Raw genomic sequence first — 13,040 nt, forward strand, 5'->3', positions numbered from 1 at the left:
AGCGTAGCGCATGGAGACGGTCGCCCAGGGTTCGGTGCGCACCCGCAATGCGAGTGCCGTGATCGCGGCCGTGCAGGCCCGGCCCGGCTCCAACCGCGCCGACATCTCCGACGCGCCGCAATGTTCGCCTGCTCCCGGTCCGGCCCTTGGCTGGAGGGGCTGGGTCGCTGAGGCGCCCGACGAGGTAAGCCGTGGGGCGGGCAGCTTGCCCTGCGATGCCTTCCGGCCGTAGGCCGCTGCAACTCCTGCGACGGATTGAGCCGACGCAACCTCACCGTGCAATGTCCGCACAATTCAACAGACGACCACTTGACTTCGCCGTCATCCACGCGTTCTTATAATCAAACAAAGGCAAACGCAAGGATCCAGGGATGAACGACACCGACCACCCGAGTCCGCTCCGCTGTCTGGCGGTGTGGCTGGCGGCGACGGCGCTAGCGGTCGGCGTCGCGGCGGTCCTCCTGCCGGTGCCGGCGAGCCCGGCCGGGGAGTTCGACGACCTGCTCGTCCGGCTGTGCTCGTGGGCGCTGCTCGGGTGTGCCGGGTGGTTCTGGACGGTCACGACGCTGGTCGTCGCGGCTGCGCTGCGCTCGCGCGATGGGAGGGTCCGCTCCGTCCGCGGGGTGCCGGCTCCGGTGCGGCGGCTGGTCCTGGCCGCCTGCGGCGTGGCGCTCACGAGCAGCGTCGCCGCACCCGCCCTCGCGACGCCCGGCCCGGTCCCGGTCGACGCGCGCGACCACAGCGGCCGGGTCGTCCTCACCGGGCTCCCCTACCCCGACCGGGCCGTCGCGGGGCAGGCGCCGCGTGCCGGCCACGGCCCGGCCGCCGAGCACGCCCAGCCGCCCGCGGTGCGTCCGTCGGCGTCGACGCAGCGCCACGTCGTCGTACGCCCCGGGGACTCGCTGTGGTCCATCGCCGAGTCCTGCCTCCCCGCCGGCGCGAGCGACGCGGAGGTTGCGACGGCGTGGCAGGAGCTCTACGCCGCCAACCGCCACGTCGTCGGCGCCGACCCCGACCTCATCGAGCCGGGACAGCGGCTGGCGGTGCCCTCCTCGCTCGACCACCCCCGTGAACCGTCCCGTGAGCGACCCAGTGAAGGAGCATCCTCGTGACCGAGCAGCCCGAGCCCGACGTCGTCCGCTTCCCGTCGCCGCGTGCACCGCTGGCCGAGGTCCAGGGCACGCTCGCACTCGATCTCCAGCCGCGGCAGGACCCGCCGCAGGCGGCGACGGCCGCCGACGTCGTCCCGCTGGCACGGGGCGGACGCGACGACGTCGCCGCCTGGGCGAGCCGCTTCGCGCAGGCGGCGGTCGAGATCGTCGGCGGAGACCGGCCGGTGTCGCAGCTGCTGCGCTGGGCGTCGGCGGAGGTCTACGACGACCTCACCCGACGTGCCCAGCTCGTCGCCCGCGCGGGGCACCACCGGCCGGGCCAGAGCAGGGTCCAGCCGGTACGTCCGAAGGTCGTCGGCGTCCACACCTTCGCGCTGGCGCCGGACGTGGTCGAGACCGCCCTGCGGGTGAGGTACGGCGCCCGCTCACGCGCCCTCGCCGCACGCTTCGAGTGGACCGACGACCGCTGGGTCTGCACCGCTCTCGAGTGGGCGTGACCGGGTCTCGGCTCGCCGGAGGCCCCGGAGTGCGCTCGTACTTCGCGCCCTCTGGCTCCGTCAGCCGTTGACGCGGGCAGTCTGGCCGGTGGGACCGCCGGGGCGCCCGTGGCACTGCTTGAACTTCTTGCCCGAGCCGCAGGGGCACAGCTGGTTGCGGCCGACGCCGGCGTACGGGTCGTCGGCGTTGGTGACCGTCGTGCCGCGGGCCTCGGAGCCGCCCTGCTCGTCGGGACCGGAGTACGACAGCTGCTGCGGCACCGCCGGGCGGTCGAGGCCCTTGGCGTGGACCTGCGGCGAGGCGGCGTGAAGGGCCTCGGAGATGTCCTGGAGCCCGGCGCCGTCGGCGCCCACGCCGACCGGCGGCTCGGCGAGCGCACCGGGGTGCATCGGGCCGGCGTGCTTCGACCCGTCGGCGTGGTAGTGGAACTCCTCCTCCTGCTGCTCCACCTGGACCTCGAGGTTGAAGAGGAAGCCGACCGACTCCTCCTTGATCCCGTCCATCATGGCGTTGAACATGTCGAAGCCCTCGCGCTGGTACTCCACCAGCGGGTCGCGCTGGCTGTAGGCCCGCAGCCCGATGCCCTCGCGGAGGTAGTCCATCTCGTAGAGGTGCTCGCGCCACTTCCGGTCGAGGACTGAGAGGACGACCTGGCGCTCGAGCTCGCGCATGACCTCCTCGCCGACCTCCTCCTCACGCCGGTCGTAGGCCGCCTGGGCGTCCTCCCTGAGCGCCTCGATGAGCTCGTCGCGCTCGAGGTTCGCCTTCTCGCCGCCGACGTCGTCGATGAGCTTGTCGTAGGAGACCGAGACCGGCCAGATCTGCTTGAGGTCGGTCCACAGCTGCTCGAGGTCCCACTCCTCGGCGTACTCCTGGGTGGCGCCGGTGACGACGCCGACGACGACATCGTCGATGAAGGTGCGGACCTGCTGCTCGAGGTCGGCGCCCTCGAGGACCTCGCGACGCTCGGCGTAGATGACCTTGCGCTGGCGGTCCATGACGTCGTCGTACTTCAGGACGTTCTTGCGGGACTCGAAGTTCTGCGCCTCGACCTGCGTCTGCGCGTTGGCGATGGCGTTGGTGACCCGCTTGTGCTCGATCGGCACGTCGTCCGGGATCTTCATGATCTGCAGGATCCGGTCGACCCAGTCGGCCTTGAACAGCCGCATGAGCTCGTCCTGCAGGGAGAGGTAGAAGCGGGACTCGCCCGGGTCACCCTGACGGCCGGAGCGGCCGCGGAGCTGGTTGTCGATGCGGCGGGACTCGTGGCGCTCGGTGCCGATGACGTAGAGACCGCCGAGCTCGGTGACCTCGTCGTGCTCGGCAGCGACCTGCTCCTGGATCCGCTCGACGGTACCGGCCCAGGCCGCCTCGTACTCGGCGGCGGTGTCGCCGGTCGGGAGCAGGCCGCTCTTGCGGAGCTCCTGGTCGGCGAGGAACTCGACCGACCCGCCGAGCATGATGTCGGTGCCTCGGCCGGCCATGTTGGTGGCGACGGTGACGGCGCCCTTGTGGCCGGCCAGCGCGACGATCTTCGCCTCGTCGGCGTGGTACTTCGCGTTGAGGACGGTGTGCGGGATGCCCTTCCGCTTGAGCTGGGTGCTGAGGTACTCGGACTTCTCGACCGACACCGTGCCGACCAGGATCGGCTGGCCCTTCTCGTGCCGCTCGGCGATGTCGTCGACGACCGCGGCGTACTTCGCCTCCTCGGTGCGGTAGACGAGGTCGGCCTGGTCCTTGCGGATCATCGGCTTGTTGGTCGGGATCGGGACGACGCCGAGGTTGTAGATCTTGTCGAACTCGCTGGCCTCGGTCATGGCCGTGCCGGTCATGCCCGAGAGCTTGTCGTACATGCGGAAGTAGTTCTGCAGCGTGATCGTCGCGAGCGTCTGGTACTCCTCGCGGACCTGCACGCCCTCCTTGGCCTCGATCGCCTGGTGGAGGCCCTCGTTGTAGCGGCGGCCGGCCAGCATGCGGCCGGTGTGCTCGTCGACGATCAGCACCTCGCCGTTCTGGACGACGTACTCCTTGTCGCGGTGGAACAGCTCCTTGGCCTTGATGGAGTTGTTCATGAAGGAGATGAGCGGGGTGTTGACCGAGTCGTAGAGGTTGTCGATGCCGAGGTGGTCCTCGACCTTCGTGATCCCCGGCTCGAGCACGGCGATGGTGCGCTTCTTCTCGTCGACCTCGTAGTCGACGTCGCGCTCCAGCGTGGCGGCGATCGAGGCGAACTCGTCGTACCACTTCACGTCATCCTCGGTGGGGCCGCTGATGATGAGCGGGGTGCGGGCCTCGTCGATGAGGATCGAGTCGACCTCGTCGACGATGGCGTAGAAGTGGCTGCGCTGGACGAGGTCGTCGACCGAGCCGGCCATGTTGTCGCGCAGGTAGTCGAAGCCGAGCTCGTTGTTGGTGCCGTAGGTGATGTCGCAGGCGTACGCCGCGCGCCGCTCCGCGGGCGTCATCTCCGGCAGGATCACGCCGACCGAGAGGCCGAGGAAGTGGTGGATGCGCCCCATCATCTCGGACTGGAACTTGGCCAGGTAGTCGTTGACGGTGACGATGTGGACGCCCTTGCCGGCCAGCGCGTTGAGGTAGGCCGGCAGGGTCGACACCAGGGTCTTGCCCTCACCGGTCTTCATCTCGGCGATGTTGCCGAGGTGGAGTGCCGCGCCGCCCATGATCTGCACGTCGTAGTGGCGCTGGCCGATGACCCGCTTGGCCGCCTCGCGGACGGTCGCGAAGGCCTCGGGCATCAGGTCGTCGAGGTCCTCGCCGTCGGCGAGCCGCTTCTTGAACTCGGCGGTCATGCCCTGCAGCTCCGCGTCCGACATCGCGACGAAGTCGTCCTCGATGGCGTTGACGGCCTTGGCGATCGCTTCGAGCTGCCGAAGGATCTTGCCCTCGCCGATGCGGAGGATCTTGTCGAGAATGGCCACGAGAATGGGCTCCTACTTGCTGCTGGTCGTTCGCCGGGTAGCGCGCCTCACTCTACCTACGCGGTGGGCAGCGCCCCACTTCGACGGCGCCGGAGGCCTCTTACCCCAATCTGGCGTTGACACGCGTAGGCGCCCCGGGATGAATGCAGCCATGGCCGAGCTTCTCTTCGTGACCTGGGACGGCGGCGGCAACGTCGCGCCGGCACTGGCCGTCGCCCGCGAGCTGCAGGCGCGCGGTCACCGGGTGCGGTTCCTCGGCCACGCGGTGCAGTCCGAGGAGCTCGCCGCGGCGGGGACCGAGGTCGTACCGGCGCCGCACGCCCGTCCGTTCACCCGGGCTTCCGAGCCTTCCGCGGCCGGGATGCTCGCGGCCTTCGCCGACCGTGGCCTGGCCCGTGACCTGACCGCCGAGCTGGCCCGCCGTCCCGCCGACCTCGTGGTCGTCGACGCGCTGATGTTCTCCGCCCTCGACGCCGTACGCAGGGCCGGCGTCGCGTACGTCGTCCTGGAGCACTTCCTCGACAGCTACTACGAGGAGGGCTGCCTCGGCAGTCCGCTCGCCATGCTCCTGAGGTTCCGTGGCCTCGCACCGCGCACGGCCGTCCGCGGCGCCCGCGCCCGGATCGTCACCGCCCTGCCCGAGCTCGACACGAGGCACGGCGCCCGCGGGCTCACCCACGTCGGCCCGGTCGTCGGCCCGGTCGTCGACCCGGTCGTCGGCGGCGCGCGCCGGGACGGATACGGACCGGCCGTGCTCGTCAGCCTCAGCACCTTCGGCTACCGCGGGATGGCCGAGGTCCTGCAGCGGATCGTCGACGGCACGGCGGGACTCGGCGTCCGGGTGGTGGTGACGACCGGTCCGCTGCTCGACCCGGCGCGGATCACGGCGTACGACGGCGTGGAGGTGCATCGGCACGTGCCGCACACCGAGCTGATGCCCGAGATGTCGCTCGTCGTCGGGCACGGCGGCCACGGGACGACGATGCAGGCGCTCGCGCACGACCTGCCGGTGCTGCTGCTCCCGCTCTACGCGCGCTCGGACCAGCCGTGGGTCGCCCGTGCGGTCGAGCGGGCCGGCGCAGGCAGGTCGCTGCCCCGGGACTCGCCGCCGGCGGCGATCGCTGCGGCCGCGGCGGCGCTGCTCGAGGAGGGCGCGCACCGCGCCGCGGCGGCCCGACTGGGCGCGGCGATCCGCGGGATGCCGGGCGCTGCCGGCGGCGCGGACGCGGTCGAGCTGGCGCTCAGCTGACGGCGGCCATCTCGGCCAGCAGGGCGGGCGCCAGGTCTCCCCGCGGCTCGACCGCGATCGAGTCGAGGCCGAGCCAGCCGGCCAGCCGGACCAGCTCGGCCGCCAGCTCGGCAGGGCTCTCGGGCGGCGCGTGCTCCTCGGCGTAGGCGCCCTTGACGACGAGGACCCCGGCCTTCCGGTCGGCCTTGAGGTCGACCCGGCCGACGATCCGCTCGCCGAGCAGGAACGGCAGCACGTAGTAGCCGTGGATCCGCTTGTGGGCGGGCGTGTAGATCTCGATCCGGTAGAAGAAGTCGAAGAGCGCCTCGGTCCGCTCCCGCTCCCACACGATCGGGTCGAACGGGCTGAGCAGCGCGCGGGCCGCCACCTTGCGGGGGATCCGGGCGGCGGTGTGGAGGTACGCCGGCTTGCGGATCCCCTCCACCCTGACCGGCGTCACCTCGCCGGTCTCGATCAGGGTGTTGAGAGCGCGGGTCGTGTCGGCGACCTTGAGCCGGAAGTAGTCGGCGATGTCCTTGGCGGTGCCGACGCCGTGGCTGCGGACGGCGCGGCGTACGAGCTCGAGGTGGGCCTCCTCCGTGTCGACGGGCGGCTGGTCGAGGACCGCCCTCGGGATCACCCTCTCGGGCAGGTCGTAGACGACCTCGAACTGGCCGTTGCGACCGGCGATCGCCAGCTCGCCCTCCATGTAGAGGACGTCGAGCGCCTTGCGCGCCTCGGACCAGTTCCAGCCCCAGTGCTCCCTCACGCGCGGCGCCCCGTCGTCGATGTCGCGCGCCGTCGCTCCTCCGCGGACGACGACCTCCTTCAGCACGGTCCGGCGGACCTCGGGGTCGACCTTCTTCCACCACTTGCCCTCGAGGCGGCGGTAGTGCTCCCGGCGGAACTCCATCACCGGCCACAGCTCGACGGGCATGAGGGCCTGGACGTGTGCCCAGTACTCCACCATCCGGCGCTGCTCGCGCCCGCTGCTCGCCCGGCGGAGCAGGTCGACGTCGTACGGCCCCATCCGGGAGTAGAGCGGCATGTAGTGGGCCCGCTGCAGCACGTTGACGCTGTCGACCTGCAGCACGCCGGTGCGCTCGAGCGTGCGCTGGAGGGTGCGCATCGTCGGGGCGGCGTGCGGCTTGTCGATGAAGCCCTGCGCCGCCAGCGCGATCCGGCGGGCCTGGGCGAGCGAGAGGGAGTCCACGCGAGCACCCTACGGGCGGATCCGGACGGTTCCGGACCGGAACAGGAGCGCGACGCGCCGCTCAGGGGGCTCCGTCACGGGAGGTCGAGCAGCTTCTCCTTGACGGCGTACATGACGGCCTCCATACGGGAGTGCAGCTGGAGCTTCTCGAGGATGTTGCGGACGTGGTTCTTGACGGTGTTCTCGGAGATGAAGAGCTGCTTGGCGATCTCGCGGTTGTTGAGGCCCTTGGCGACGAGGCGGAGCACCTCGAGCTCGCGCTCGGTGAGGCGGAGGCCGGGGACGTGGCCGCGCTCGGGGCGCGACATCTGCTTGAACTCGTCGATCAGCTTGACCGCCATCGACGGGCTGATGAGCGACTGGCCGTCGGCGACGACGCGGACCGCCTGGGCGACCTCGTCGATGGAGGAGTCCTTGAGCAGGTAGCCGGAGGCGCCGCTCTTGACCGCCTCGTAGAGGTCGGCCTCCTCGTCGGAGACGGTGAGCATGATGATCTTGGCCGAGGGGACCGCCTGCTTGATCGCCTGGCAGGCCTCGAGTCCGGTGCGCCGCGGCATCCGGATGTCGAGGAGGACGACGTCGGGGGCGGAGCCGGCCGCGAGGGCGGTGCCCTCGTCGCCGTCGGCCGCCTCGCCGACGACCTCGATGCTCTCCTCCGCCGTGAGCAGCATGACGAGGCCGCGGCGGAAGAGCTCCTGGTCGTCGACGACGAGGACGCGGATCGGCTCCGGGTCGGTGATCTGAGAGGTCACAGTCGCATCATGTCACGCAGAAACGGCCCGAACGGCCCAGTTGCGGGAATCCCCGCTGGCCCGACGGGGCTGGCCCGTCCGGGCCAGCCCCGTCGTGACCCTGGCCCGGGCTAGTAAGCGGCGTCGGTGCGCTCGAGGGCGATGACGCCGTAGTCGTAGCCGCGCCGACGGTAGACGACGGACGGCCGCGCGGACTCCTTGTCGACGTACAGGTAGAAGTCGTGCCCGACCAGCTCCATCTCGTAGAGCGCCTGGTCGAGCGTCATGGGAGCGGCGCTGTGGATCTTCTCGCGTACGACGAGCGGCCCCTCCCCCGTCACGGTGATCGGCCCGACCTGGTGCTCGACCGGGCTCTCGTCGATCGTCTCGGTCCGGATGCCGTCGTCCTCGGCGGGTACGTCGGCGAGCGCCTGCCCCACCGACAGCGGCGTACGCCGGCCGCGGTGCACGCGGCGCCGGTCGGCCGCACGCCGCATCTGGGCGGCCATCTTGTCGACCGCGAGGTCGAGCGCGCCCATCTTGTCCTCAGCACAGGCCTCGGCGCGGACGACCGGGCCCTTCGAGAAGGCGGTGAGCTCGACGTGCACGGCGCCCTTGTGCTGGCGCGGGTTGGGTTCGCAGTCGACCTCGACGTTGATCCGGATGATGCGGTGGTCGTGCTTCTCGAGCCGACTCAGCTTCTCCGCGACATGGTCGCGGTAGCGATCCGAGACCTCGCAGTTGCGAGCCGTGACGACAACTTCCATGAGTACCTCCAGTTGAGCCCTCTGACCGGTCGCGTCCCCCGAACGGACGACGACCGTGGTGGGTGGAGAGGGGAGTCCGTCCGGCCGACCTGGTCTTCTACCCCACAATCGCCTGCTGAGGCTTCCGCAGCTTCTCTGCCACTACCGGCCTTCTCCCGCGCGCCGCCGCATCCGTACGGCGGGAACGGGGCAGGGCTTATGTCTAAGCCGCACCGTGATCCCCAGGCAGTGCCTGGGTTACGTGGACCGTTTCGCCTGCGACTGGCATCGGCTAGCCGCTCGCGCACCCGGAGTCCGGGCGCCGAAGCGACGCAACCACGGACCCGGACGGACTCCATACACAGACGTTAGGTCAACGGGGTCCGGGACGAAATACCCGGGCGCTGTGAGGTCGGCAAAGTCCGCCGTGCCGTCGCTGCGACCGTCGCCACAGCGGCCACACGGAGACCGACCGCCTCCAGAGCCCGCTGCGCCTCCCGGGCCGTGGAGCCGGTGGTGAGCACGTCGTCGCAGACGACCAGCAGCGCGCGCGGCCAGCGCCGGGCGAGCCGGCGCAGCCCGGGCGACGGGCAGGTCATCGAGCCGGCCAGGTTGGCGGCGCGCCCGGCGGCGTCGAGCCCGGCCTGGTCCACGACGCCGGGCCGTGTCCGCAGGAGGCGTACGCCGGCGGCCGGCCACCCCGCCCTGCGGAGCACCCTCGCGGCGCGGGCGGTCACGGCGTACGTGCTGTCGTGGCCGCGCTCCCGCAGGCTGGCCGGCCGGGACGGGACCGGGACGAGTAGGAGCGGCACGTCCGTGGGTGCGCCGAGGACCGCCTCCGCGACCGAGAGCGCGAGAAGCTCCCCGAGCGGCCTCGCGAGGCCGAGCATGCGGCGCTCCTTGAGCCCGAGCACCATCTGCTTGACGGTGCCGGCGTACGGCGCTGCGGCGTACGGCCGCGCCAGGCCCGACGGCGTCGGCGTCGGCCAGGCGAGCCGGGCGCGGTCCGGCAGCTCCGCCCGGCAGCCGACACAGAGCAGCCGCCCCGGTCGGCCGCAGCCCACGCAGCTGCCGCCGAGGACCAGGTCGACGTACGCGTCGCGGAGGCTCACCGCACCGATAGGACCACCCGGCACGCGGCGGGACAACCGGCGCCGCGGGATCTGTGGAGAGGGCGGTCAGCCGGGGTACGTGACGGCTCGGACCGTGCCGCCGGTGGCGATGTCCATCGCCTGCCCGGACAGGTCGACGACCCGGCCGTCGACGGCGGTGGCGTAGAGGCCGTCCTCGGTCACCGGCGAGCCGACCAGGGTGCGCAGCGGGGTGCCGACGGTGAGCGTCACCGAGGCGAAGCCGGCCGCGGCGCCGTCGACGGAGAGGATCCTGATGAGCGCGGTCTCGGGGAGCTGCTGGAGCGCGACGACGGCGGTCGCCGAGTGCCAGGCGAGCGCCTGGATCCGGATCGCGCCCTCGGCGGGGTCGGAGATGACCCTGGCCCGGGTGCCGCCGGTGACCTGGGCGTGGGCGTCGGAGCGCAGCCGGCTCGCCACGACCCGGTCGCCGACCTGGCCGTGGATGACAGCGACGAGCCGCGAGCCGTCGCGGGAGACCAGGAAGGTCCGGACGTCCTGGCCGGTGATGCCCGGGACGCGGACCGGTGTGACGACCCCGTGCTCGAGGAAGGAGACCCGCGCGCCGTCCCGGGTGCGGTCGACCAGCCAGAGCCGGTTGGCGTAGTCCCACTGAGGCCGCAGCAGGTCGGTGCCGCTCACCGGCGCCCGGCGTACGGCGCCGCGCTCGTCCACCGGGCCGACGAGCACCGACCGGCCGTCGGAGGTGACGCCGGCGACCGACTTGGCCTGGAGGCTGAGCGACACGGCGCGTACGTCGTGCGCGGTGCTCCCCCAGGGCCCGCCGGCGGCGACGAACCGGTCCCCGTCGTAGGTCACCAGGCGCCCGTCGCGGAGGCCCCAGAGGTTGTCGTTGGAGGCATACCCCGTGGGGTCGAACTGCGCGAACCCGTTGACCGGGAAGTCGTCGCCGCCGTCGCTGAACTCCACGGGCCGGCCGTCGATCGTCAGCCGGATCCGGCTGATCGACCGCTCCTGGCGCAGCGTCCAGGCCAGCTGGGCGGACATCAGCTGGATGGCGTGCTGGCTCTGCTGACCGACGTCGCCGCTGAGGTCGACCTCGGCCACGCCGTTCTGCGACACCGGCACCGAGAGCCCCTCGCTGACGCCGGTCGGAAGGAGGGTGCGTACGACGCCCTCGACGCTCGGGCCCGGGCCGCGGAGCAGCCCCCGGACGAGGGCGGTGGCGAGCTGGCTGCCGCGCGGCACGAACACCGGTGTCGGCACCAGGATCCGGCCGGTCGGGTCGAAGTAGTAGAGCGACTCCTGGACGAAGCGGGACTCGAACCACGACTCGGAGACGACCAGCGCGTCCGGGGCGGCGGAGATCCGCCACTGCCCGTCCTCGCGGACGACCGAGAAGTGCAGCCGCCGCTGCGATGCCGGCACCGGTCCGAGCCACGAGCCCTGCTCGTCGAGATGGTTGGCGCCGACCAGGTCGACGGTGACGGGGCCGGTGCCGCGGGCGGGTGCCTTGTCGGAGTAGGTGATCGTCTCCTGCTGCGGGTTCCAGGAGGTGGCGAGCTCCTTGCTGAGGTACTTCCGCGCGGTCGTCGTCTGCAGCGGCGTCGCCAGCATCGCCTCGAGGAAGCCGTCGACGATCTCGGAGGGGGTCGCCCCCTGCTGCGGCGGCCGCGGGTCGAGCTCGAAGCCCTCGTCGGGCTGCGCAGCGGTGATCCGGCCGGCGTCGTGGACGGAGCCGGAGGTCGGCATCGACAGGCCGCACCCGGCCAGCGCCACCAGCGCCGCAAGCGACGCGAGGACGGCGACCAGGATCCGGGGGCGGTTCACGAGACCTGCTCCTTCGCGTCCTCCGGGACGAGCGGCAGCGGGCTGTGGCGCAGCCGCGCGCCGGCGTACCTCGGCAGGGTGAGGCGGAACTGCGCGCCCTGGCCCGGCCGGCCCCACGCCTGCAGCCAGCCGCCGTGGAGGTGGGCGTCCTCGAGCGAGATCGCCAGCCCGAGGCCGGTGCCGCCGCTGGAGCGGTCCCGGGCCGGGTCGGCGCGCCAGAACCGGTTGAAGACCATCGCCGTCTCCCCCGGCGCGAGGCCGACGCCGTGGTCGCGTACGGCGACCGCCGCGGCGTGGTCGTCGCTGTCGACCCGGATCTCGATCCGGTCGGACTCGCCGGCGTGGTCGATCGCGTTGGTGACCAGGTTGCGCAGGATCCGCTCGACGCGGCGTACGTCGACCTCGGCGACACAGGGGTGGTCGGGGGCGATCACGACGAGCTCCAGCGATCTCGGCTCGGTGAGGGGCCGGTGCTGGTCGGCGACGCGGTGGGCGACCCCGGCGAGGTCGACGTCCTCGAGGTCGAGCACCGCCGCGCCGGCGTCGAAACGGCTGATCTCGAGCAGGTCGACCAGGAGGTTCTCGAACCGGTCGAGCTCGGTGTGGAGCAGCTCGGCGGCGCGGGCGGTGGGCGGGTCGAAGCGGTCGCGGGCGTCGTACAGCACCTCGCCGGCCATCCGCACCGTCGTCAGCGGGGTGCGGAGCTCGTGGGACACGTCGGAGGTGAAGCGGCGCTGGACGCGGGAGAGCTCCTCGAGCTGCCGGATCTGGTTCTGCAGGTTGCTGGCCATCTGGTTGAAGGAGACCGCGAGCCTCGCGAGGTCGTCCTCGCCGCTGACCCGCATCCGCTGCTGCAGCTGGCCGGCCGCGAGCCGCTCCGCGACCTGGCGGGCCAGCCGGACCGGCGTGACGACCTGGCGCGCGACCAGCCAGGCGGCGAGCGCGATGAGGACGAGGAGCACGCCGGCGGCGACGAGCAGCCCGCGGGTCACCAGGGCGAGGGTCTCCTCCTGCTCGTCGAGGGGGAAGAGGAAGTAGAGGGTGTACGCGCGGCCGTCGGCCGGCAGGGTGACCTGGGAGCCGACCGCGATGCCGGGCGTGGCGGTGCCGCCGCGGGTGTGGATGGAGGTGTAGGTCCACGCCGGCTTCGCGTCCTCGCGGTCGAAGTGCCTCTCGAGCGAGGTCGGCACGCTGGTGACGTCGAGGCCGGGGGTGTACTCGGCGCCACCGTCGGTGAGTCGCCCGCCGAGGTCGCCGACGGGGCCGGCCATGACGACGTAGTAGCCCCGCGTCATCCCGCGCTGGATGATCGGCTCGACCAGGTCGCGACGCTGGCCGGAGGAGTCCACGTCGATGCCGGACGCGGCGCTGAGCCTGGTCTCGGCGTCGGACAGCTCGTCGGCCACCTCGGCGACGACGGCGTCGGCGTGGTGCTCGAGCAGGCCGGAGCGGGTCTGCTGCAGGACCAGCCAGCCGACCAGCCCTGAGGCGACGGCGGTCAGGATCACGGTGCTGACGACGACCCGGGCCTGCAGCGAGCGGCGCCAGAACGTCAGCATCCGCCGCAGCGGGCGCAGTGTGCGCCACGTGCCTCCGGTCCCCTGCGCGGGACCGGGGCGGCCGGCGCGCCCGGTGACGGTCATCACGTGCCC

At 72.1% G+C, this 13,040-nt stretch carries 10 protein-coding genes; 3 read left to right on the forward strand and 7 right to left on the reverse strand.

Annotation, left to right across the window (positions count from 1 at the left end):
- Positions 1-371 precede the first annotated feature (371 nt).
- Positions 372-1,112 (forward strand): LysM peptidoglycan-binding domain-containing protein, encoded by a 741-nt coding sequence (locus ABLE53_RS16095; protein ID WP_348860039.1) that lies wholly within the window; start codon positions 372-374, stop codon positions 1,110-1,112.
- Positions 1,109-1,609: an Rv3235 family protein gene (locus ABLE53_RS16100; protein ID WP_348860040.1), complete on the forward strand. Its 501-nt coding sequence runs from the start codon at positions 1,109-1,111 to the stop codon at positions 1,607-1,609. The genes ABLE53_RS16095 and ABLE53_RS16100 overlap by 4 nt, the downstream gene beginning before the upstream one ends.
- A gap of 60 nt (positions 1,610-1,669) precedes the next feature.
- Here ABLE53_RS16100 and secA read toward each other — a convergent pair whose 3' ends face one another.
- The gene (secA, locus tag ABLE53_RS16105) at positions 1,670-4,549 is read right to left on the reverse strand and encodes a preprotein translocase subunit SecA (protein ID WP_348860042.1); all 2,880 of its coding nucleotides are present in this window, start codon (positions 4,547-4,549) and stop codon (positions 1,670-1,672) included.
- Positions 4,550-4,700: 151 nt separating this feature from the next.
- Here secA and ABLE53_RS16110 point away from each other — a divergent pair, with 151 nt between their 5' ends.
- Positions 4,701-5,798, forward strand: coding sequence for a glycosyltransferase (locus tag ABLE53_RS16110; RefSeq protein ID WP_348860043.1), 1,098 nt, complete (start codon positions 4,701-4,703; stop codon positions 5,796-5,798).
- Here ABLE53_RS16110 and ABLE53_RS16115 read toward each other — a convergent pair.
- The 6 genes from ABLE53_RS16115 to mtrB all read right to left on the reverse strand — a co-directional run bounded on the left by ABLE53_RS16115 (position 5,791) and on the right by mtrB (position 13,031).
- Positions 5,791-6,990, reverse strand: coding sequence for a winged helix-turn-helix domain-containing protein (locus ABLE53_RS16115; RefSeq protein WP_348860044.1), 1,200 nt, complete (start codon positions 6,988-6,990; stop codon positions 5,791-5,793). The genes ABLE53_RS16110 and ABLE53_RS16115 overlap by 8 nt on opposite strands.
- Positions 6,991-7,064: 74 nt before the next feature.
- Positions 7,065-7,742, reverse strand: a complete 678-nt coding sequence (locus ABLE53_RS16120; RefSeq protein WP_348860045.1) for a response regulator — start codon at positions 7,740-7,742, stop codon at positions 7,065-7,067.
- Between the two features lie 110 nt (positions 7,743-7,852).
- Positions 7,853-8,488: a ribosome hibernation-promoting factor, HPF/YfiA family gene (gene hpf / locus ABLE53_RS16125; protein WP_348860046.1), complete on the reverse strand. Its 636-nt coding sequence runs from the start codon at positions 8,486-8,488 to the stop codon at positions 7,853-7,855.
- A gap of 347 nt (positions 8,489-8,835) precedes the next feature.
- The gene (locus ABLE53_RS16130) at positions 8,836-9,579 is read right to left on the reverse strand and encodes a ComF family protein (RefSeq protein WP_348860047.1); all 744 of its coding nucleotides are present in this window, start codon (positions 9,577-9,579) and stop codon (positions 8,836-8,838) included.
- 66 nt (positions 9,580-9,645) lie between these two features.
- Entirely contained in the window at positions 9,646-11,388 is a 1,743-nt protein-coding gene (locus ABLE53_RS16135) for an LpqB family beta-propeller domain-containing protein (RefSeq protein ID WP_348860048.1), read from the reverse strand.
- Positions 11,385-13,031: an MtrAB system histidine kinase MtrB gene (gene mtrB / locus ABLE53_RS16140; protein ID WP_348860049.1), complete on the reverse strand. Its 1,647-nt coding sequence runs from the start codon at positions 13,029-13,031 to the stop codon at positions 11,385-11,387. The genes ABLE53_RS16135 and mtrB overlap by 4 nt, the downstream gene beginning before the upstream one ends.
- Positions 13,032-13,040 lie beyond the last annotated feature (9 nt).

Origin of the sequence: Nocardioides asiaticus (genome assembly GCF_040049175.1) — a bacterium.
In the GTDB taxonomy this organism is placed as follows: domain Bacteria; phylum Actinomycetota; class Actinomycetes; order Propionibacteriales; family Nocardioidaceae; genus Nocardioides; species Nocardioides cheoyonin.